Below are 21,948 nucleotides of genomic sequence, written 5' to 3' on the forward strand. Positions count from 1 at the left end.
TTTTTAAAGCAAGATTGAGTCAAATCTTGCTTTTTATAGTTTAAAATTCTCTCCTAATAATCTTTCAAATATTTATTTTTCTTTGTTTTTAAAAATTGGAACACTCTTTGCTTTTATAGCTATAAAATCTTAATTTTATAGGTGAAAATATGCAAAATGGATATTATCAAGCAACTGGCGGAATGGTAACTCAGTTTAATAAACTTGATGTGATTACTAATAATCTTGCCAATATTAATACAAGCGGATACAAAAGAGATGATGTGGTTATTGCAGATTTTAAAAGGATTTTTAAAGAAACTCAGGATGAGTTGCCTATAGAAAATCACACAAGAGATGCATCTCGTTTTGTAAATACTACAATAGATGGAATCCCACAAGTTTCTCAAGAATATACGGATTTTAGCCTAGGTTCTTTAAAGGCCACAAACAATCCTTTGGATTTGGCAATGACTAGAGAAGATGCTTTTTATTTGGTTCAAACCAAAGATGGAGAAGTAAGATTAACTAAAGATGGAAATTTTCAACTTGATGATGAGGGTTATTTGGTAAATAAGCAAGGATACAAGGTATTAAGTAGTGATTATTTTAATAATCCTCAGAATGCTGGCATACGCATTCCTAATGGTGCTGTTCAAATTAGCGTTGATAAAAACGGAAGCATTGAGGTTGATGGAGCTCAAAATGCAAGATTATTTGTAGCACAAGTAGATGATATAAGAGCTTTGCAAAAAGATGGGGATAATGTCTATAAAATAGATGATCTAACCCGCATTAGAGATTTGGAAAACTCCAATGCTATTCGCCAAGGTTTTTCTCAGGGATCAAATGTTAATCCAGTTACTGAAATGGTAGGACTGATTGAAGCAAACAGAATGGTAGAAATGTATCAAAAAGTTATGACAGCTCATATGGATGACTTAAATCAAGAAGCTATCAATAAGCTTGCATCTGTTAAATAATTTAAAATAAAATAAAAAAAAGGATTAAAAATGATGAGATCACTTCATACTGCTGCTACGGGAATGGTAGCACAGCAAACACAAATTGATGTTACCTCAAATAACATCGCCAATGTTAATACAGCAGGTTTTAAGAAAAGTCGCGCAGAATTTGCTGATCTTATGTATCAAGTTATGAAGTATGCAGGAACTTCAACTTCAGCTACTACTCTTTCTCCTTCGGGTATAGAAGTGGGTGTGGGTGTGCGTCCAACAGCGGTAACTAAAGTTTTTACTGAAGGAAATTTAAAATCAACAAGTACTGATGGTCTTGATATGGCTATTGCAGGTAATGGGTTTTTTCAAATACAACTTCCTGATGGCACTATAGGATATACTAGAAATGGGCAATTTACAAAAGATAATGAAGGTAATATTGTAAATTCAGATGGTTATAGACTTTTACCTGAAATGACAATACCTGAAGGCGCAACAGCAATTAATGTTGCTACAGATGGAACCGTTTCTGTAATGTTGCCAGGGGAGCAACAAGAAACTCAAATTGGCCAAGTGGAGCTAGTTCAGTTTATAAATCCAGCGGGTCTTCATTCTATGGGTGATAATCTTTATCTCGAAACAGGAGCAAGTGGTGCACCTGTTGCGGGTATAGCAGGACAAGATGGGCTTGGAACAATAAGACATGGATTTATAGAACTTAGTAATGTTCAGCTTGTTGAAGAAATGACAGATCTTATCACAGGACAAAGAGCTTATGAAGCGGGTTCTAAGGCAATTACAACAAGTGATGATATGCTAGGAATTGTAAATCAGCTTAAGCGATAGTTGATATAAAATAAATAATTTTTAATTCTTTTTTAGTTTAATGGCGTGTTAAACGCCATTAAATTTTTAGCAAGAGTAGCAAGTTTTAAATTCATAAGCAGTTGGACGAGCTTCTACTGGCCAAACTTGTGTTTCAAATTTTAAATGCTGATAGTCATCGATAAAAATATCGCTCATTACAGGTTTTAAATAAGAATTATGTCGGATTAAAGCTTCTAAACTTCCTCTTAGAGTATGCGGTAATTGCTCTATCCCTTTTTCACGTATTTCATCCAAAGTAAGATCAAATAAATTTTCATCCATAGGACCCACAGGAATGGTTTTATTTTTGATTCCATCAAGACCTGCCATTAAAAGACTAACAAAAGCTAAATAAGGATTAGCAGTGCTATCAGGGAAGCGAATTTCTATACGAGCTGAATTTTTACCTATGCCATAAGGAACGCGACAACTTGCTGATCTGTTTTGACAAGAATAAGTTAAAATACAAGGAGCTTCAAAGCCAGGAACTATTCTTTTGTAAGAGTTGGAACTTGGATTTGTAAAAGCTGCGACACTTCTAGCATTTTTTAAAATTCCACCTATATAATTTATAGCAGTTTGACTAAGTCCACTGTATCCATCTTTATCGTAAAATAAATTTACTCCATTTTTCCATAAGCTCATATGAACATGCATACCATTGCCATTATCTCCGTATAAAGGTTTTGGCATAAAAGTGGCAGTTTTGCCATTTAAATGAGCTACCATTTTTACAACATATTTATAAATTTGAACATTGTCAGCTGCTTCTACAAGCGTGCCAAAATTTACTCCTATTTCAGCTTGTCCTTGTGCAACTTCATGATGATGAACAAAAGTTTTAAGACCTACTTTTTCAAGGGTTTGAACCATTTCAGAACGAATATCTACTAAAGAATCAATTGGCTGAACTGGAAAATATCCACCTTTGTTTCTTGGCCTGTGTCCAGTATTGTAGCTATCGGTAAATTCTCTATCATCATTCCACTCTCCTTCTTCGGTATCAACTTCATACTTAGAACAATGAGTAGTATCAACTATTTTTACACTATCAAAAACAAAGAATTCATTTTCTGGTCCAAAGTAAGCAGTATCAGCTATGCCACTATTTTTAAGGTGTTCTATTGCTTTTTTTGCTATGCTTCTTGGACATTTTTCATACATTTGTCCTTTGTAAATATCATACACATCACAAAATACTATGATAGTAGGATCAGCCGTAAAAGGATCTAAAAAAGCACTTTGAGCATCAGGTTTTAAAATCATATCTGATTTTTCTATAGGTTGCCATCCATGAATTGAGCTTCCATCAAATGGAATGCCAGTTTGAAATGTTTCTTCATTGATTGCATGAAGATTATAGGTAATATGATGCCAAGTTCCTATCATATCTGTAAAACGAAAATCAACAAAAAGCACTTCATTTTGTTTGCAAAATTTGAAAAAATCATCTATATTATTAACAAATTTTCCCATATTTTTACTCCTTTATGTAATTAAATTTATAAAATTATATCATAAAATTTTTAATTAAGATTTAATTAATATATTTTTTTTAATAAATTTAAAAATTTAATTTAAAAAGATTAAAAAATAAAAATTTATATTTTTGTTTTAGATAAAATTGATTATAATTTTGAGCAATTATTGAAAATCTAGATTTAAAAAAGGGAAAAAAATGACTCAAGAAGAGCTTGATGCTTTGATGAATGGTGATGTTGATCTTGATTCAGAGACAGAAGCAGAGGTAAAAACCGAAGAATCGAATACCGAAGAAGATGCTTTGATGTTAGAAGATGTCAAAATAGCTGATTACAAACCTAATCCTAGTGTAGTATGGCCACCACCCCCACCAAATCAGGAGCATAAAGTTGTACATCAGTTAGATGATGTTACAAAAGATAGCGAGCTTAAAGCAACGGAAATGATGGATAAGCTTGAAAGTATTAATAATTTTTTTGCGGATTCTGAAAGTTTACTCAAAGAAATAAATAAAGCAATAGAAAAAAATATTGATATTTTTTCTAAACTTAATGAAAAATTTCCTAATGTGGAAAGTTTCAGTGAAGCTTTAGAATTAAACAATCAAGCTAAAAAAAGTTCTAAGGAGATTGTCGGAAATCTTCAAAGCGGACAAGATGAAGTGATGATGGCAATGGATGCAATGCAGTATCAAGATATACATCGTCAAAAAATCGAACGTGTTATTAATGTAATGCGTGCTTTAAGCCGTTATATGAGTTCCTTATTTGAAGGTAAAATTGATGATAAAAAACGTGTAAGTTCTGCAGTGCATATTGAAGGTGATAGTACTGCTGATGTTGTAAGTAATGATGATATAGAAGCTTTAATTGCAAGTTTAGGGCAAAAATGATCATTCCTGAAATAGTAGCTCCTGCAGGAAATTTCACAAAATTAAAAATTGCTTTAGCTTATGGCGCAGATGCGGTTTATGCGGGTGTGAATAATTTTTCTTTAAGATCACGCACTGCAAGAGAATTTAATTATGAAAGTTTTGAAGAAGCTATCAAATATACTCATGAGCGTGGTAAGAAAATTTATGTTACTTTAAATGGTTTTCATTTAAGCTCTCAAATTGAAGGCTTAAAAAGACATATATTAAAATTACGCGAGATGAAACCTGATGCTTTTATTGTAGCTTCTGTTGGAGCTATGCGTCTTGTTAAAGAACTTGCACCTGAAATTTCTTTACATGTTTCTACTCAGGCAAATATTTTAAATTATTTAGATGCTCAAGTTTATAAGGATATGGGTGCTAAAAGGGTTGTAATTGCCAGAGAATTAGGGCTTAAAGACGCTAAAGCTTTAAAGGAAAATTGCGATATTGAACTTGAAGCTTTTGTGCATGGTTCTATGTGTTTTGCTTATTCAGGGCGTTGTTTAATAAGCTCTGTGCAAAGTGGAAGAATGAGCAATCGTGGATCTTGTGCAAATGATTGTAGATTTAATTATGAGCTTTATGCTAAAAATCCAGAAAATGGCACTTTATTTCGTTTAGAAGAAGATGAAAATGGTACTCATATTTTTAATTCTAAAGATTTAAATCTTTGTTCTTATATAGAAAAAATCATGCAAGAAAATTGTATCAGTGCTTTTAAAATAGAAGGGCGTACTAAAAGCGAATATTATGTTGCGCTTACAACAAGGACTTATAAAATGGCCATACAAGATGCTTTAGAGGGTAAATTTGAGTCAAGTAAGTATGAAAAAGAGATTGCTACACTTAAAAATCGTGGTTTTACAGATGGCTATCTTGTTTCGCGTCCTTTAGAAAAAACCGACACGCAAAATCATAATACAAGCATAGAAGAAGGTTCTCATCAAGTGCATGCTATAAGCGAAGATGGAAGATTTTTTAAATGTAAAGGGAAAATCGTTTTAAACACGCCTTATGAAATTTTAACCCCTTTAGGCGATGTGATTCAAACTTGCGATAATGAACTAGGTAAAATTTATCAAAAAGAGGGTAAATATTTTATAGAGTTTAAAAAACTTATTGCTAAAAACAATAAAGAATTTAGCGAAATTCATAGCGGTAATGAACATGAAATCCAATTACCAAATAAAATCAGTGCATTAAGTTTTTTAAGAAAGGAAATATAGATGAATTTTGTTTCTATTTTAATGGGAAGCAAGAGTGATTATGAGACTATGAAAGAGGCTGCTAAAACTTTAGAAAGTTTTGGTGTAAAGTATGAACTTATCATCTCATCAGCTCATCGTAGTCCAAAAAGAACAAAAGAGTATATTGCAAATGCTGAAGAAAAAGGTGTGAAGGTTTTTATAGCAGCAGCTGGAATGGCAGCGCATTTAGCTGGAGCTGTTGCAGCTTATACAACAAAACCTGTTTTAGGAGTGCCTATGCCAGGAAGTAATCTTGCAAGTATGGATTCTTTGTTTTCTACGGTGCAAATGCCTAGTGGAATTCCTGTAGGAACTTTAGCTATTGGTAAGGCTGGAGCAATTAATGCTGCTTATTTGGCTATGCAAATTTTAGCTATTTATGATGTTGATTTAGCACAAAAGCTTAAAGAAGATCGTCTTGAAAAAGAAAAAAAACTTGTATCTGATTCAAAAGAAGTAGAAGTTTTATTATAAGGGATAAAAATGCAAACCTATCTTGAACTTGAAGAATTTTGTAAACTTGTGCATTTAAATGAAGATGTGGTTAAGGGTATGATGGCCAATGGGGCTTTAAATTTTAAAGAAGAAGAGGGTAAAATTTACATCGAAGCCCATCAAGGTACTTTTAGTGTAGTGCCTAGTTCTGCAAAATCTCAAACTGCAATGGTAAATTCAATGACTTTAGCAGGAGAAAGTTTTGTTGAAAAAACAATAGGAACTATTTTAAATTTACATGAAAAAGTTTTAGATGCTAAAGATGAAACACTTGAAGCATTAAAAAATGAAAATAAATTTTTAAAAGATGCCCTTTATTCTATGCAAGAGCTTTATGATGAAGATAGAAAAACTATAGAAACCTTAAACAATGAGTTAAAACATGCGCGTGAAGAGATAGAATTTCTCAAGCGTAAATATAAATTAATGTGGAGTAAAACTGCAGAAATTTTTGGAGCTAAGACAGAGCCTGATTTGGAAATGAATAAAAATTTAGAAAAACCTATTGAAAATATGGAACAATAAAGAGAGATACAATGACTTTTTCACAAATGATACTTAATTTACAAAATTATTGGCAAGAGCAAGGTTGTGCGATTATGCAACCTTATGATATGCCAGCAGGTGCAGGAACCTTTCATCCAGCAACTTTTTTAAGAAGTTTAGGAAAAAAACCTTGGGCAGCTGCTTATGTGGCTCCAAGTAGAAGGCCTACTGATGGACGTTATGGTGAAAATCCTAATCGCTTAGGTGCTTATTATCAATTTCAAGTTTTAATTAAACCTAGTCCTGATAATATCCAAGAATTATATCTTAAAAGTCTTGAAAATTTGGGTTTTGATTTAAAAAGTCATGATATTCGTTTTGTTGAAGATAATTGGGAGAGTCCAAGTTTGGGTGCTTGGGGTTTAGGCTGGGAAGTATGGCTTGATGGTATGGAAGTTACTCAATTTACTTATTTTCAGCAAGTTGGCGGTATAGCAGTAGATTTAGTAAGTGCTGAAATTACCTATGGTCTTGAAAGAATAGCCATGTATCTTCAAAATGTTGATAATGTTTATGATATAGTTTGGAGTGAATTTAATGGAGAAAAAATTAAATACGCAGATGTGCATAAGCAAAGTGAATATGAATTTAGTAAATACAATTTTGAAGTAAGTGATGTTAAAATCTTAAATGAGCAGTTTGAAAATTCTTACAAAGAATGTAAAAATATTTTAGAACAAGGACTAGCTTTACCTGCTTATGATTATTGTATGCTTGCTGCACATACTTTTAATCTTTTAGATGCAAGAGGAGCAATTTCTGTAGCACAAAGACAAGATTATATGTTAAAAATTCGTGAACTTTCAAAAAATTGTGCTGAAATTTATAAGAAAAATTTAAATGAAGCTGAGTGAAATTTATAATTTTTTAGATCAATTAAGTCCCTTTAATATCCAAGAATCATGGGATAATAGTGGAATTTTGCTTGGAGATAGGGATAGTGAAATTTCAACTGTTTATTTAAGCTTAGATATTGATGAAAATATCATTAAAGAAGCGAGTGAAAATTCTTTAATTATCACACACCATCCTTTGATATTTAAAGGTTTAAAAGATTTATATGACAAGACTTATCCTAGGGCTTTTATCAAAGAAATGATTTATAAAAATATTTCTTTAATCAGTATGCATACAAATTACGATTTAAGTCATTTAAATACTTATTTTACGGAAGAAATTTTAGGTTTTAAAATTTCTTTTAAAGATGAATTTTTAATTTATGTGGAAAATTCTATGTCTTTTGAAGCTTTGTGTGACTGGGTGAAAAAAAAGTTAAATTTGCAAATTTTACGTGTAAGTGATTGTGGCAAAAAAGACATTAAGCGCATTGCTATATGTACTGGAAGTGGCGGGGATTTAATTTCTAAAGTAGATGCGGATTGTTTTTTAAGTGGAGATTTTAAATATCATCAAGCTTTAGAGGCGCTTAGTAATCAAATCAGTCTTATTGATTTGGGTCATTTTGAAAGTGAGAGATATTTTTCTCAATGTTTAGCAAAAGACTTGAAAAATTTGCCGCTACAAGTTATAATAACAGTTTCAAAAAATCCATTTCAATATTTTTAAGGAAAATAAATGAATAAATATCTCGAACAATTAGTGCTTTTATCAAAAATAGATCAAGAAATTGATAGTTATGAACCAAAAATAGACAGTATTAATAAGACTTTAAAAGATGCTGAGTTAAAAATAGAAAAAATCAACGCAGATTTAGAAAAAATCGATGAAGAAATCAAAGATATAGAAAATCAAAAAATACAAAATAATGCTCATATTTCCGAGTTTTCAGCAAAAATTAAAGATCTTTCTAAAAAAAGTGGTGTGGTAAAAACAGAAAAAGAAGCTAATGCTTTAAAAATTGAAGAAGATATTGCAAAAGAGCAATTAGACGCTGCAAATGATGAGATTGTAAGACTAGATAAAATTTTAGAGAATAAAGAAACTTATAAAAAAGAACTTGAAGAAGAAAAAATCAAACAAGAGCAAAATATTAACGAGATTAGAGTAAGCATTAAATCTGAAATGGAAGTTCTTGAAAAAGATAGAATGAGTGTTTATGATAAAAAAACTAAACTTGTGAGTGAGATGAATCAAAAAGTTTTAAGTTTTTATGAGAAAATTCGCAAATGGGCGAAGAATACTGCTGTAGTTCCTGTTAAAAAACAAGCATGCTATGGATGTTTTATGAAAATTTACGATAAGACTTATCTGTCCGTTGTAAAAGGTGAAGAGATTGTAACTTGTCCTCATTGCGGAAGAATTCTTTATAAAGAGCAAGAAGAACAAAATTGATCTTTTTTTATTATTTTTTAACTTGGACGGCATTTTTATTTTGTGCCGTCTTTATTCTTTTACTTTCTTTTTTAAAATCCAAATACAAAATTAGTTTAAAATCTCGATTTTTTCTTTATAAAAATTTACATCAAGAAAAAGCTGATGTACATTTTCATGCTTGTTCTTACGGGGAGGTAAGAAGTATTAAAGCTTTGGTTTTGAAATTTGATTCAAGAATAACTACTATTACTCAAACAGGTTTTGAATGTGCAAAAGAATTTTGTAAAAAGGTAAATTATCTTGCTTTTGAAAATTTTTTGCCTTTTTGGCTTAAGCCTTGTAAGGTTTTGGTAATTTTTGAAGCAGAATATTGGCTTATGCTTGTTTTTATGGCACGTATTTATAAGGCTAAGATTATTTTGCTTAATGCGAGAATATCTGATAAGTCTTATCATTCTTATCAAAGATTTTCTTTTTTTTATAAAAAAATTTTTTCTTATATTGATGAAGTTTTTGCTCAAAGTGATTTAGATAAAGCAAGACTTGAAAGTTTGGGAGCTAAAAATGTTAAAATTTTTAAAAATATTAAGGCAAATTTAGAAATTAAAAATAATAAAATTTATACCAAACCTAAGGAAAAACTTATCATTTTTGCCAGTACGCATAAAGATGAAGAAGAGCTTTTGCTTGATCATTTTAAACTAGAAGAAAATGAAAAACTCATTATCGCCCCACGACACCCTGAACGTTTTAAAGAAGTTGAAAATTTGCTTTTAAACAAAGGTTTAGAATTTGAAAAATTTAGTTCTTTAAAAGATGAAAATAAGAAATTTTCTAAAAAAATTTTGCTTTTAGATGCTTTAGGGGAGCTTGTAAATTTTTATGCAATTTCTGATGTTGTTGTGCTTGGAGGTTCTTTCATAGAAGGCATAGGAGGACACAATCCTATAGAAGCGGCATATTTTGACAATGTATTAATCAGTGGGAAATTTATTCACAATCAAAAGGTTTTGTTTGAAGAAGTGGAAAATGTATATTTTTGTGAAAAATTAAAGGATTTAAATGATAAAGTTCATTATTTAAATTTAAAAGCTAAAATTTCCAAAAAAGAAAATTTAGATCTTATCATACAAACTATACAAAAGGGAATTGATGCAAGAAAAAGCTTATAAACTCTTAGCTTTGCAAGAAAAAATTTCAAATCGTGAAGCTAAAGATTTGATTGATAAGGGTTGTGTTTTTTCATATGGAAAAAAAGTTGTGGTTGCTAGAGCTTTGATGAGCGATAAGGCAAGATTTAATGTGATAAAAGCTAAAAATCCTCAAATTATTTTTGAAGATGATAAGATTATTGCTATTAATAAACCTTATGCTTATGTGAGTGAAGATTTAGAGAAAAAATTTAATGCCAAGCTTTTAAATCGTTTAGACAAAGAAACAAGTGGTGTGATTTTGCTTTGTAAAGATGAAGATTTTAGAAAGCTTTGTATAGAAGAATTTAAAAAACACAGGGTTTATAAAAGTTATATTGCGGTTTTAGATGGGGTTTTGGCTGAAGAGGTTGAAGTGAATGAACCTATTTTTACTATAAAAGTAAAAGGCGGGGCGTTAAGTAAAGTTTCAAAAGATGGTTTAAGTGCCTTAAGTATCATTACTCCTATCATGATGCAGTCAAAAAAAACCTTAGCAAAAATAGTTATTCAAACAGGTAGAACTCATCAAATCAGAGTGCATGCTAAATTTATAAAACATGGCGTTGTAGGTGATGAAAAATATGCTAAAATTTCAAGCGATAGAATGTATTTGCATAGCTATGAAATTAAAATTTTTAATTATCATTTTAGGGCTAATTTAGATAGTGGTTTTGCAAAATTTGGCTTTGATATAAAAAATTTAGATTTTTAAAGCCATTTAAGAAAAAATTTTGTATAATGCAAGGTTTAATTTAAAAATTTTATAGAAAGGTGATAAAGTGTTTGAGTTAGTCAGCGAATCTTTTAAATCAGCGATTAATAAATTACGTTTTGTTGATGATGAAAAAGCACTTAAGAACGCTTTAGAAACCTTAAAAAAAGCTCTTTTAAAAGCAGATGTTCACCATAAGGTAACTAAAGAGCTTTTGACTTTGATAGAAGAAGATGCAAAGCAAAACGGAATAGGTCAAAAACAATTTTTAAATGCCATTAAAATAAATTTAGAAAATATTTTAAGTGTCAATGGCAAAAATCAAGGTTTTGTTTTTGCTTCTAAACCCCCAACAGTAGTTCTAATGGCAGGTTTGCAAGGGGGCGGTAAGACTACAAGCACTATCAAACTTGCAAATTATTTAAAATTACGCAATAAAAAAGTTTTAGTTGCAGCTTGTGATTTACAGCGTTTAGCGGCAGTGGAGCAGCTAAGACAACTTTGTGAAGCTAATGAAATTGAACTTTTCTTCATAGAAAATGAAAAAGATCCTATTAGGGTTGCTAAAGAGGCTTTAAAAAAGGCTGAAAGTTCTATGGTGGATGTTTTGCTTGTGGATACTGCTGGACGTTTGGCTATAGATGAAGCTTTGATGGATGAGTTAAGAGCAGTTAAGGATGTCTTAAATCCTGATGAGATTTTTTATGTTGCTGATGCAATGAGTGGTCAAGATGGGGTTAAGACTGCTGCTAGTTTTAATGAAGTTTTAGGTATCAGTGGGGTAATTTTATCAAAATTTGATGCAGATACTAAAGGTGGAGTAGCCTTAGGTATAGCAAAACAAATCGGTATTCCTTTAAGATTTATTGGTGTGGGTGAAAAAGTAGCAGATTTAGAAGTTTTTATACCAGATCGTATAGTAAGTCGTATTATGGGTGAGGGTGATTTGGCAACTTTAGCTGAAAAAACTGCTGCGATTATTGATGAAAAAGAGGCTAAAAAACTCAATCAAAAAATTAAAAAAGGTGAATTTAATTTTAATGATTTTCTTAACCAAATGGAAAGTATTAAAAAATTAGGAAGTATGAAGTCTTTAATCGGTATGATACCAGGACTTGGTGGAATGGCAAATGCGGTAAAAGATATAGATTTGGATAATTCTAAAGAAATCATACGCATTAAAGCAATGATTTCTTCAATGACTCCAAAAGAAAGAGAAAATCCTGATTTATTAAATAATGCTAGAAAGCGTCGTATAGCAGAGGGAGCAGGTCTTTCTCAGGTAGAAGTCAATCGTTTTTTAAAACAATTTAGCAATGCAGCAAAACTTGCAAAAAGATTTTCAGGTAAAAAAGGAATGGAAAGTTTGACACAAATGATGAGTCAAGCTAGAAGACAGTTTTAAATTTTATTTATAAATACTTTTTATAGTATCTATAAATAAAATTTTTAATTTTTAAGGAGTGTAAATGACAGTTATTAGACTTACAAGAATGGGTAGAACCAAAAGACCATTTTATCGTATTGTAGTTACGGACAGTAGAAAACGTCGTGATGGTGGTTGGATAGAAAGTATTGGGTATTATAATCCTATGGTAGAACCTGAAGTAATTAAAGTTGATGCAGAGCGTTTAGCTTATTGGAAAAGCGTTGGTGCAAAACTTAGCGATAAAGTTGCTTCTATCACTAGCAAATAATCATGGTAGAGAATTTTCTTAGAGAATACGCAAAATTAATTGCAGATTATCCTGAACAGATTGATACTCAAAAAATTGAATTAAGTGAAAATTTTTTTGAGATTGTTCTTTTTGCACATAAGGTTGATACAGGTAAGCTTATAGGTAAAAATGGAAAAATGATCAATGCTATAAAAACTGTAATCTCTGCTTATAAGAGCAAGGATGCAAGTTCTTATAGAGTAACGGTAAAAGCACTTGAGTGAAAAAGATTTTGTTCAAGTTGCAAAACTTGGTAAAACTGTGGGTCTTAAGGGTTATGTAAAATTGCATAACCTGAGCGACTTTTCTTCTCAATTTAAAAAAGATGCTACTTTTTTTATAAAAAACACCAAAGAAATGTTAAAGATTAAGCATTATAATACAAGCAATTCTACTGTTTTATTTGAAAATTATGAAGATATAGAAAAGGCCAAAGAATTAACTAATCTTATTCTTTTTCAGAGTATCGAGAAAAGCAGACAAACTTGTAAATTAAAAAAAGATGAGTTTTTTTATTTTGATATTTTAGAGTGTGAAGTTTTTGAAGAAGATAAAAGATTAGGTAAAGTGGTTGATATCTTGGAAACTGGAGCTTCTTATTTATTTGAAATTCAAAGTGATGAAAAATGGGTTGAAAAAAAATATCCTAAAATATTTTTTATTCCATATTTGGATAAATTTGTTAAAAATATAGATATAGAAAAACGACAGATTTTTTGCACGCAAGATGCTTTTTTAATTTTAGAAAATTCATGAAATTTAGTTTCGTTTCTTTGTTCCCTAATCTTATGGAATTTTACTTTCAAGATTCTATACTTGCAAGAGCAAAAGAAAAAAAACTTTTCAAACTTAATTTTTATAATCCAAGAGATTTTTCTAAAAATTCTTATCATAAAGTCGATGATTATAAAATAGGTGGTGGAGCTGGACTTTTGATGCAAGCTGAACCTATGTATGAGGTGCTAAGAAGTATTCAAGAAAAAAAAGAAAATCCCTATTTTATTTTTTTAAATCCAAGTGGTAAAACCTTTAATCAAAAAGACGCCAAACGCTTAAGTAAAAAAGAACATATAGTTTTTGTATGTGGGCGCTATGAAGGTATAGATGAAAGAGTGCTTGAAATTTTTGCGAATGAAGTTTTTAGTATAGGGGATTTTATTTTAACTGGAGGAGAATTACCTGCGCTTGTAATGTGTGATGCAATTTTAAGAAATGTTAACGGGGTTTTAGGAAATATGGAAAGTTTGGAAGAAGAAAGCTTTGAAAATAATTTACTCGAAGCGCCTGCTTTTTCAAAACCTTTTATTTTTGAGAAAAAAAATAAAAAATTTTATACTCCTTCAGAGTTTTTAAAGGGTAATCACGCTAGAATTGCAAGTTTAAAAACTACTTTGGCGTCTTGCAAAACGAAATTTTTTCGTCCAGATTTATTTTTAGAGCATGAACGCAAAAAATAAGGGATTTTTTATGAAAAATAAATATATAGAACAATTTGAAGCAAAACAAATTGAAGGTAAAAATGTTCCAGATTTTCGTGCTGGTGATACTTTAAAGCTTGCAATTCGCATCAAAGAAGGAGATAAAACAAGAATCCAAAATTTTGAGGGTATTTGTATTGCTAGAAGAGGTAATGGCGTAAGTGAAACTTTTATCGTGCGTAAAATTGGCGCTAATAATGTTGGCGTTGAGAGAATTTTCCCTATTTATAGTGAAAGTTTAGAAAGTATTACTGTTTTGCGTCGTGGTCGTGTACGCCGTGCAAGATTATTCTACTTAAGAGATAGACGCGGTAAAGCAGCGCGTATTAAAGAGCTTAAAAAATAATTTATAATTATTTTTATTATAAGTCTAACAATTAAATAATTATAATTAATTTATAATTATTATTTATTTGATTTTAATTATTAATAATACTCTTGTATAATATTCCTTGTAAATATTATACAAGGAGAGAAAATGTTTTCTATTAAAAAAACTTTATTAATACTAGCAAGCGTGCCAATGTTTTTGAGTGCTACTGAATATCAATTAAGTACTCATGTTTTGGATATTACTTCTGGACAACCTGCTCCTAAAGTAAAAGTTGAGCTTTATAAGTTGGAAGCAAATCAACAGTGGAAAAAAGTAAGTGAAGAATTTACCGAAGAAAATGGTAGAATAGGAGATTTATTACCATATGAAAAAGCTGAAAATAGGGCTTTTGGAATTTATAAGCTTAAATTTTTCACAAAAGACTATTACACATCACACAAAATAAATACTTTTTATCCTTTTGTAGAGGTAAGTTTTGAGCTTTCTAAAGATCAAAAACATTATCATGTTCCAATAACCCTTTCTCCTTTTGGTTATTCAACTTATAGAGGAAGCTGATAAATAAAACGAAAGAAAAAACCATGTGGACTAAGAATTCTTGGAAAAACTATCCTATAAAACAGCAACCTATCTATCCAGATCAAGAGGAAATGAATAGAGTTTTAGCAAGACTTGAGAAGCTTCCTCCTTTGGTTTTTGCTGGAGAAGTGAGAAATCTTCAAAAGTCTTTAGCAAGAGTTTGTAAAAAAGAAGCTTTTTTACTTCAAGGTGGAGATTGTGCTGAAAGTTTTGAAAATTTTGGCGCTGTAAATATCCGTGATATGTTTAAAATTTTACTTCAAATGGCTATAGTACTTACATTTGCTGGTGGATGTCCTGTTATAAAAATTGGTCGTATTGCAGGGCAGTTTGCCAAGCCAAGAAGTAGTGATTTTGAAGAGTTAGATGGTATAAGTCTTCCTAGTTATCGTGGTGATATTATTAATGGTTTTGAATTTAGTGAACAAGCACGCATTCCTGATCCACATAGAATGCTTGAAGCTTATTATCAAAGCGCAACAACGCTAAATTTGTTGCGTGGATTTGCTAAGGGTGGTTTAGCAGATTTACATGAAGTACATCGTTGGAATTTGGGCTTTTTAAAAAAGAGTGAACTCCATAAGCAATATACTGATATCAGTGAAAAAATTTCACAAGCTTTAGCTTTTATGGAAGCTTGTGGAATTAATACAAGTAATACTCCAAGTCTAAGAGAAGTTAGTGTTTATACTTCACATGAAGCTTTACTTTTGCCTTATGAAGAAGCTTTAACTAGAGTGGATAGTTTAAGTGGAGAAATTTACGATTGTTCAGCTCACATGCTTTGGATAGGTGAAAGAACAAGGGCGCTTGATGAAGCTCATGTGCATTTTTTAAGTGGAGTAAAAAATCCTTTAGGGGTTAAAATAGGACCTAGTGCAAGTGCTGATGATATCATAGCTTTAGCAAATGTTTTAAATCCAAATAATGAAGAAGGAAGATTAAATATTATTATCCGCATGGGTGCAGATAAAATTATCAATAATTTGCCAAAAATTTTCTCTAAACTTAAAAGTGAAGGTTTAAATTTAGTATATAGCATAGATCCTATGCATGGAAATACGGTAAAAGCAGGCAATTTTAAAACACGTGAGTTTGATAAAATTATGCAAGAAGTGAGATCTTTTTTTGAGATTGCAATAAGCGAAGGGGTTTATCCAGGTGGAGTGCATCTTGAAATGACTGGGAAAGATGTAACAGAATGCACAGGTGGTGCAAGCAATGTTACTGCTCAAAGCTTGGAAGATCGTTATGAGACTCAATGCGATCCAAGACTTAATGCGGATCAAGCATTAGAACTTGCTTTTTTAATCGCAGATTTGGTAAAAAAGGCTAGAAAATGAAACTTTATGGTATTAAAAATTGCAATTCTGTAAAGAAAGCTATGGATGCTTTAACACAAAAAGGTATTGTGTTTGATTTTATGGATATTAAAAAGATTAATCAAGATATTTTATACACATGGTTAAAACAAAAATCTTTTGAAGAACTTATCAATACTGCTGGATTAACTTCTAAAAAACTTGGCTTAAACAAAGAAAAAGTTAAAAATTTAAATGAAAAAGAACTTGAAAAAATTGTATTAGAAAATCCAAGTTGTATTAAGCGTCCTATTATCGAGTATGAGCAAAACATATATATTGGTAAGGAATATGAGAAAATGTTATGATAGAGTGTTTGATTACACTCTATTTTTTATTAATTGATTAATTTCATTTTGATATGGAAATCTTTCACTTTCGCAATTAATAAGTTGTGTTTTAGAGAAGATAACTTTTCCGTCTACTTCAACGATAAAATCACCTCTGCCGCCAATTTCAAATTCTACTTCAACATCTTTGAAATCGCTTTGTAGTTCTTCTGCAACCCTTGCAGCTTGTGGGCGATAATTTCAAAGATTGCAATAAGCAATTTTTACTTTCATCATTTCATCCTTTGAAAAGTTCTTTTTATTAAGATTAAAATCTTAGATTTTATTATAGTTTATTTTGGCTGAATTTTTGCCTTTTTGTCAAATTTAAGTTGAAATTTAGGGCTAATTTCTTTCAAATTCAGCGAGAAAAATTTATAATTTTTATCAAAATTAAAATAAGCCTTAAAAAATTAAAGGAAGAAAATGAGTCAATTTACACACTTGCATTTACATACAGAATATTCTTTGCTTGATGGAGCCAATAAACTTAAAGAATTAGCTTTGACTTTAAAAGAGCAGGGTGCTACAAGTGTTGCTATGACAGATCATGGAAATATGTTTGGGGCAATTGATTTTTATCAAACAATGAAAGCACAAGGTTTAAAACCTATCATTGGTATGGAAGCATATTTGCATAATCATGATGAATTAGATGATAAAAGTTCTCGTCAGCGTTTTCACCTTTGTTTGTATGCAAAAAATGAGATCGGATATCAAAATTTAATGTATTTAAGTTCTCAAAGTTATATTAAAGGTTTGTATTATTATCCGCGTATCAATAAAAAGCTTTTGGAAGATTATAGCGAAGGTCTTATTTGCTCTTCTGCTTGCTTGCAAGGTGAAGTAAATTGGCACTTAAATACTTATAGTGAAAGAAATGTGCGTTTTGGTGCAAAAGGCTATGAAGCAGCAAAAGAAGCGGCATTATGGTATAAAAAAGTTTTTAAAGATGATTTTTATTTTGAAATCATGCGTCATGGTATAGGCGATCAAAGAATGATAGATGATGATATTATCAGACTTTCTAAAGAATTAAATATAAAAATCATTGCTACAAATGATACGCATTATACTTTTAAAGAAAGAGCGGCTGCCCATGAGGTTTTTATGTGTATAGCCATGGGAAAAAAACTTAACGATCCCGATAGAATGCGTCATAGTGTGCATGAATTTTATGTTAAAAGCCCTGAGCAAATGAGTGAGCTTTTTGCAGATATTCCAGAAGCTATAGAAAATACACAAGAAATCGCGCAAAAATGTAATTTAGAGCTTAATCTTGGCAATCCCACTCCACCGAATTTTAAATTTACAAGAGAATATGCTAAAGATCATAATATTATCTTACCTGAAGAAACAAAAGAATTTAGCTTTGATAATGATGACATAGTTTTTGAAGAACTTTGTAAAAAGGGACTTGAAGAGAGATTAAAATTTATCGATGAAAGCAAGCATGAAGAATACAAACAAAGACTTGAAGTAGAAATTAACATCATTAAAAATATGAAATTTTCAGGTTATATGCTTATTGTTCATGATTTTATTAAAGTGGCTAAAGATAAAGGTATTCCAGTAGGCCCTGGAAGAGGATCAGCTGCAGGAAGTTTGGTTTCTTATTGTTTAAGGATTACGGATTTAGATCCTATTCCTTATAGTCTACTTTTTGAGCGTTTTTTAAATCCTGAGCGTGTGAGCATGCCTGATATTGATGTGGATTTTTGTCAAGACAGACGTGCTGAAGTGATTGATTATGTGATTGATAAATATGGAGCGGATAAGGTTGCACAGGTGATTACCTTTGGTAAACTTTTGGCTAAAGGGGTGATTCGTGATGTGGCTAGAGTTTGTGATATGAGTATTCAAGATGCTGATGAGCTTGCTAAACTTGTGCCTGAAGAGCTTAAAATCACTCTTGATGCTGCTTATGAAAAAGAACCTAAAATCAAAGAATTTATCGATCGTCATCCTAAAGGTCTTGAAGTTTGGGAGTATGCAAGAGCTTTAGAAGGATTAAATCGCAATGCGGGTATGCACGCAGCAGGTGTTGTAATTTCTAATGAAAGTTTATGGAAGAAAACTCCGCTTTTTAGACAAAGTAAAAATGATGAAAGACATTTGGTAACGCAGTATTCTAAAGATCATTTAGAAGATGTGGATTTGATAAAATTTGACTTTTTAGGTCTTAAAACCTTAACAGTAATCAATAATGCGATCAAGCTTATTAAAAAGCGTTACAATAAAGACATTATTTGGGAAACTATAGATGTAAATGATAGCAAAGTTTATAAAACCATACAAAGTGGAAATACTTTGGGAATTTTTCAAATCGAATCAGGCGGTATGCAAAGCTTAAATGCACGCTTAAAACCAGAGCGTTTTGAAGATATCATTGCGGTTCTTGCGCTTTATCGTCCAGGCCCTATGGAATCAGGAATGCTTGATGATTTTATCGACAGAAAGCATGGTTTAAAAAGTATAGAATATCCTTTTGACAGTTTAGAAAAGGTTTTAGAGCCTACTTATGGGGTTATTGTTTATCAAGAACAGGTTATGCAAATTGTTCAAATTATAGGTGGCTTTTCTTTAGGAGGTGCTGATGTAGTGCGTCGTGCTATGGGTAAAAAAGATCCTGAGAAGATGAAAAAGCTTAAAACTGATTTTGCAGATGGAGCAGAAAAACAAGGATATGATAGAGCAAAAGCTGAGGATTTATGGGAGCTTATCGTAAAATTTGCAGGATATGGTTTTAATAAATCTCACTCTGCGGCTTATGCATTGATTACTTTTCAAACAGCTTATTTAAAAACTTATTATCCTAGTGAATTTATGGCAGCGCTTTTAACAAGCGAAGAAAACAATGTGGATAAAATTGCTGTTTATATTGATGAGATGAAAAAAATGAATATTAAACTTTTACCTCCATCGATTAACAAAGCGATCCGTGAATTTAGTGCTTTAGAGCAAGATGGCAAGGATGCTATTATATACGGACTTGGGGCTATAAAAAGTGTGGGTATTCCTGCAGTTGAAAATTTACTTGAAGCAAGACAAGATAGAGAATTTAAGGATATTAATGATTTCTTAGGTAAGATAGATCCCACCAAAATAAACCGTAGAACATTAGAAAGTCTTATTAAGGCAGGGGCTTTTGATGAGTTTGGTTTTACTAGAAAAGCTTTGTTTGATAATATGGAAAATCTTAGCGAAGCATCGCGTAAAATGGCTGAAGTAAGAAAAAATGCTGTAAGTTCTCTTTTTGGTGAAGAGGAATTAACTTCAGGTGTTCAAGTAAATTTTATTCCCAAAAATGAAGAATTTGAAGTGATGGAAAAATTAGGATATGAAAAAGAAATTTTAGGAATTTATGTTTCAGGCCATCCTTTAGATCGATTTTATGAACAAATTAATGCCATAGATTATGTTAAAAGTTTAGATTTTGAAAGTTTAAAAAACAATGGAGAAATTTTAAGTATAGGTAAAATTGAAGATTTCAAATCCATGATGAGTAAAAATAATAAGCGTTATGGTAGAATTGAAATTTTGGATTATTATTCTTCGTTTGATGCTACTGTATTTGAAAGCAATGTAGAAGAAATAGAAAACATCATCAAAGATGAAAATTTAAAAAATAATGCCTATGGTTTTGTATTGGGATTTAAAGCTGAAGGAGGGGAGAAGCCCAGCTTTTTTTTAAAAGCAATTAAAGATTTGCAAAGTCTTGAAGATGGCGAGATTAAAGCTATAAAAAAATTTGGAGCAAAAAAAGATTTTAAAAATAAAGAAGAAAATCATTTTACCGCAGAACCTAAGGAATTTGAAAAAAATATCATAGAGCTAGATTTGACAAGATTGAATAGAGAATTAATCTATGAAATTCATGAAATTGCTAGAAATGCACATAATCCTAATGAAAAAAATAATAAAAAACTTGTTTTAAAAGTTATTAGTGCGGGATCTTGCTTGCTTTATCATACAGATTTTATTATCTCTGATAGTATAGTAGAGGAAATTTCTAATAAATATGCTTAAGTAAGATTTGTTTTACTTAAGATTTTTAAATAAAATGCTTCCGAGTCTTACCAAGTTGGATCCGCATTTTATAGCAATTTCAAAATCATTACTCATCCCCATAGAGCAAATCTTAGCCCCATGTTTTTGAAGAATTTCATAAATTTTAAATGTAGTTTCAAAGCTTTTTATAATATTTTCTTTATCTTGGCTGTGTGATCCTATGCTCATTACGCCACAAAGATTTAAATTAGAGCATTCTTCTTGTATTTGTAAATATTCTTCTACGGCTTGATTTGGATCTAGACCGCTTTTGCTATTTTCATTTGCACTATTGATTTCTAATAAAGTATTTAATTTATAATCAAGTCTTTTGTCCATAGCTTTAGCTATTTTAATACCATTGCAAGAGTGCCATAATATAGGTTTTTGTTTGATTAAGAGATTGATTTTGTTGCTTTGTAGCGTTCCTATAAAATGCCACTTTATGTCTAGTTTTTTTTCATCAAGATTTTCTTTTTTTTGTGCTAGAGCTTGGACTTGATTTTCTCCAAATTCTACTATACCTTGATCAAAAAGCTTTTCAATTATACTTGCATCGACATACTTGCTTGCGGCTACAAGACGAACGTTTTTGGTTTTTTCTAAAATTTGCTCTAAAGTCATTTTGATAAAAAATAAGCCCTATTTAGGGCTTATTTTATTGTAATAAATTAGCAATTTTGCTTTGAAGCTGCATGTTGGATTGCGCAGCAACAAAAGCAGCAGCATTTTCTTTTAGATAATTGGCATTAAAATCATTGACATTTTTTGCCATGTCATTATTTAGTAAATTATTTTCAGCTGCTTTTGAGTTAATGCTATTTTGAACACTTGTATTAATATTTGATGTGATGGCATTGATACCTGAGCCTATTTCACTTCTTAAACTTCCAAGTTGATCCATAAAATTTGTAATACTATCTTGATTATCTATGCTTAATCCATCTGTTGCTAATGGATTTAAATTTGTAGTTTCAGTTCCGCTACCTACTACAAAATTCATAGTTTGAAAGACATTTTTTCCATTATAAGTTGCATTATTAAAAGAATCATTGATGGATTCTTGTATGCGTGTTGCTTCTGTTCTTAGCATTCCTTTTTGAGAATCATTAAGTGCAGCATTGTTCATTTTTACTGAAAGTTCATTAAGTCTATCTGCGCTTTGAGAGATATTGGTAAGGCTAGCATCTGCAATTTGTAAAACCCCTATAGCATCATAAGCATTTGCGACACCTTGATCTATAGTGCTTGATTGAGATCTTAAAGAATCAGCAATAGCTAAATTAGCACTATCAACTCCACTTATTGCGCGAACAGCTGCAATATTTTCTAAAGCTTTATCGCTAGCTTTTTGTGCATTATTTAAATAATAATTTTGTTGCATTATAGTTGCATCAGAGATCATCATGGCCTACTCCTTCTCTTTTGG

At 30.9% G+C, this 21,948-nt stretch carries 25 protein-coding genes; 21 read left to right on the forward strand and 4 right to left on the reverse strand.

Annotated features, from left to right (window positions below):
- The first annotated feature begins 149 nt into the window (after positions 1–149).
- Together FBE87_RS03425 and flgG are read left to right on the forward strand one after the other, a co-directional pair.
- Entirely contained in the window at positions 150–962 is an 813-nt protein-coding gene (locus tag FBE87_RS03425) for a flagellar hook-basal body protein (protein ID WP_002868406.1), read from the forward strand.
- A 30-nt stretch (positions 963–992) separates the two neighbouring features.
- The gene (gene flgG / locus FBE87_RS03430) at positions 993–1,784 is read left to right on the forward strand and encodes a flagellar basal-body rod protein FlgG (protein ID WP_002852142.1); all 792 of its coding nucleotides are present in this window, start codon (positions 993–995) and stop codon (positions 1,782–1,784) included.
- Positions 1,785–1,850: 66 nt separating this feature from the next.
- On the opposite strand, the gene glnA is transcribed toward flgG, so the two are convergent.
- Positions 1,851–3,281 carry a type I glutamate--ammonia ligase gene (gene glnA, locus FBE87_RS03435; RefSeq protein WP_002858636.1) on the reverse strand — a complete coding sequence of 477 codons (1,431 nt, stop codon included), beginning with the start codon at positions 3,279–3,281 and terminating at the stop codon, positions 1,851–1,853.
- Positions 3,282–3,483: 202 nt separating this feature from the next.
- Here glnA and FBE87_RS03440 point away from each other — a divergent pair, with 202 nt between their 5' ends.
- The 18 genes from FBE87_RS03440 (at position 3,484) to FBE87_RS03525 (ending at position 16,448) form a co-directional block, all read left to right on the forward strand.
- Positions 3,484–4,179 (forward strand): chemotaxis protein, encoded by a 696-nt coding sequence (locus FBE87_RS03440; protein WP_002852254.1) that lies wholly within the window; start codon positions 3,484–3,486, stop codon positions 4,177–4,179.
- Positions 4,176–5,429 carry a peptidase U32 family protein gene (locus FBE87_RS03445; RefSeq protein ID WP_002852318.1) on the forward strand — a complete coding sequence of 418 codons (1,254 nt, stop codon included), beginning with the start codon at positions 4,176–4,178 and terminating at the stop codon, positions 5,427–5,429. Before FBE87_RS03440 ends, FBE87_RS03445 begins: the two co-directional genes overlap by 4 nt.
- The gene (gene purE / locus FBE87_RS03450; protein WP_002860021.1) at positions 5,430–5,924 is read left to right on the forward strand and encodes a 5-(carboxyamino)imidazole ribonucleotide mutase; all 495 of its coding nucleotides are present in this window, start codon (positions 5,430–5,432) and stop codon (positions 5,922–5,924) included. It abuts the gene before it with no gap.
- Positions 5,925–5,933: 9 nt separating this feature from the next.
- Positions 5,934–6,470, forward strand: coding sequence for a DUF3972 domain-containing protein (locus tag FBE87_RS03455; protein ID WP_002852251.1), 537 nt, complete (start codon positions 5,934–5,936; stop codon positions 6,468–6,470).
- A gap of 11 nt (positions 6,471–6,481) precedes the next feature.
- Positions 6,482–7,345 (forward strand): glycine--tRNA ligase subunit alpha, encoded by an 864-nt coding sequence (gene glyQ, locus FBE87_RS03460; protein ID WP_002852069.1) that lies wholly within the window; start codon positions 6,482–6,484, stop codon positions 7,343–7,345.
- Complete coding sequence (locus FBE87_RS03465; protein ID WP_002928405.1) at positions 7,332–8,057, forward strand: Nif3-like dinuclear metal center hexameric protein; 726 nt, start codon at positions 7,332–7,334, stop codon at positions 8,055–8,057. The genes glyQ and FBE87_RS03465 overlap by 14 nt, the downstream gene beginning before the upstream one ends.
- A 9-nt stretch (positions 8,058–8,066) precedes the next feature.
- On the forward strand, positions 8,067–8,783 hold the full coding sequence (locus FBE87_RS03470) for a zinc ribbon domain-containing protein (protein WP_002852139.1): 717 nt from the start codon (positions 8,067–8,069) through the stop codon (positions 8,781–8,783).
- Positions 8,780–9,937: a lipid IV(A) 3-deoxy-D-manno-octulosonic acid transferase gene (gene waaA / locus FBE87_RS03475; protein ID WP_002852277.1), complete on the forward strand. Its 1,158-nt coding sequence runs from the start codon at positions 8,780–8,782 to the stop codon at positions 9,935–9,937. Before FBE87_RS03470 ends, waaA begins: the two co-directional genes overlap by 4 nt.
- Positions 9,918–10,670, forward strand: coding sequence for an RluA family pseudouridine synthase (locus FBE87_RS03480; protein WP_002852134.1), 753 nt, complete (start codon positions 9,918–9,920; stop codon positions 10,668–10,670). The genes waaA and FBE87_RS03480 overlap by 20 nt, the downstream gene beginning before the upstream one ends.
- 67 nt (positions 10,671–10,737) lie before the next feature.
- Positions 10,738–12,075: a signal recognition particle protein gene (gene ffh, locus FBE87_RS03485; protein ID WP_002852163.1), complete on the forward strand. Its 1,338-nt coding sequence runs from the start codon at positions 10,738–10,740 to the stop codon at positions 12,073–12,075.
- 64 nt (positions 12,076–12,139) lie between these two features.
- Positions 12,140–12,367 carry a 30S ribosomal protein S16 gene (gene rpsP, locus FBE87_RS03490; RefSeq protein ID WP_002852274.1) on the forward strand — a complete coding sequence of 76 codons (228 nt, stop codon included), beginning with the start codon at positions 12,140–12,142 and terminating at the stop codon, positions 12,365–12,367.
- Positions 12,368–12,369: 2 nt separating this feature from the next.
- On the forward strand, positions 12,370–12,612 hold the full coding sequence (locus FBE87_RS03495; RefSeq protein WP_002852144.1) for a KH domain-containing protein: 243 nt from the start codon (positions 12,370–12,372) through the stop codon (positions 12,610–12,612).
- Positions 12,605–13,144, forward strand: coding sequence for a ribosome maturation factor RimM (gene rimM / locus FBE87_RS03500; RefSeq protein WP_002868041.1), 540 nt, complete (start codon positions 12,605–12,607; stop codon positions 13,142–13,144). The genes FBE87_RS03495 and rimM overlap by 8 nt, the downstream gene beginning before the upstream one ends.
- Positions 13,141–13,845: a tRNA (guanosine(37)-N1)-methyltransferase TrmD gene (gene trmD, locus FBE87_RS03505; protein WP_002868040.1), complete on the forward strand. Its 705-nt coding sequence runs from the start codon at positions 13,141–13,143 to the stop codon at positions 13,843–13,845. The genes rimM and trmD overlap by 4 nt, the downstream gene beginning before the upstream one ends.
- Before the next feature lie 10 nt (positions 13,846–13,855).
- Entirely contained in the window at positions 13,856–14,212 is a 357-nt protein-coding gene (gene rplS / locus FBE87_RS03510; RefSeq protein WP_002852307.1) for a 50S ribosomal protein L19, read from the forward strand.
- 132 nt (positions 14,213–14,344) lie between these two features.
- The gene (gene uraH / locus FBE87_RS03515; RefSeq protein ID WP_002852246.1) at positions 14,345–14,758 is read left to right on the forward strand and encodes a hydroxyisourate hydrolase; all 414 of its coding nucleotides are present in this window, start codon (positions 14,345–14,347) and stop codon (positions 14,756–14,758) included.
- A gap of 23 nt (positions 14,759–14,781) precedes the next feature.
- Positions 14,782–16,122 carry a class II 3-deoxy-7-phosphoheptulonate synthase gene (locus tag FBE87_RS03520; protein WP_002868039.1) on the forward strand — a complete coding sequence of 447 codons (1,341 nt, stop codon included), beginning with the start codon at positions 14,782–14,784 and terminating at the stop codon, positions 16,120–16,122.
- Positions 16,119–16,448, forward strand: a complete 330-nt coding sequence (locus tag FBE87_RS03525; RefSeq protein ID WP_002854966.1) for an ArsC/Spx/MgsR family protein — start codon at positions 16,119–16,121, stop codon at positions 16,446–16,448. The genes FBE87_RS03520 and FBE87_RS03525 overlap by 4 nt, the downstream gene beginning before the upstream one ends.
- A 12-nt stretch (positions 16,449–16,460) precedes the next feature.
- Here the strand turns inward: FBE87_RS03525 and FBE87_RS09300 are convergent, their stop codons facing one another.
- Complete coding sequence (locus tag FBE87_RS09300) at positions 16,461–16,703, reverse strand: SelT/SelW/SelH family (seleno)protein (RefSeq protein ID WP_257406500.1); 243 nt, start codon at positions 16,701–16,703, stop codon at positions 16,461–16,463.
- A 192-nt stretch (positions 16,704–16,895) separates the two neighbouring features.
- Here FBE87_RS09300 and dnaE point away from each other — a divergent pair, with 192 nt between their 5' ends.
- Positions 16,896–20,498, forward strand: coding sequence for a DNA polymerase III subunit alpha (gene dnaE, locus FBE87_RS03535; protein ID WP_002899593.1), 3,603 nt, complete (start codon positions 16,896–16,898; stop codon positions 20,496–20,498).
- Between the two features lie 12 nt (positions 20,499–20,510).
- Here the strand turns inward: dnaE and FBE87_RS03540 are convergent, their stop codons facing one another.
- Both FBE87_RS03540 and flaC read right to left on the reverse strand, forming a co-directional pair.
- Positions 20,511–21,143 carry a YggS family pyridoxal phosphate-dependent enzyme gene (locus FBE87_RS03540; protein ID WP_002852054.1) on the reverse strand — a complete coding sequence of 211 codons (633 nt, stop codon included), beginning with the start codon at positions 21,141–21,143 and terminating at the stop codon, positions 20,511–20,513.
- Between the two features lie 34 nt (positions 21,144–21,177).
- Positions 21,178–21,927, reverse strand: a complete 750-nt coding sequence (gene flaC / locus FBE87_RS03545; RefSeq protein ID WP_100621770.1) for a flagellin C — start codon at positions 21,925–21,927, stop codon at positions 21,178–21,180.
- Between the last annotated feature and the right edge of the window lie 21 nt (positions 21,928–21,948).

This window comes from Campylobacter sp. CFSAN093246 (assembly GCF_012889415.1).
GTDB classification, from domain to species: domain Bacteria; phylum Campylobacterota; class Campylobacteria; order Campylobacterales; family Campylobacteraceae; genus Campylobacter_D; species Campylobacter_D jejuni.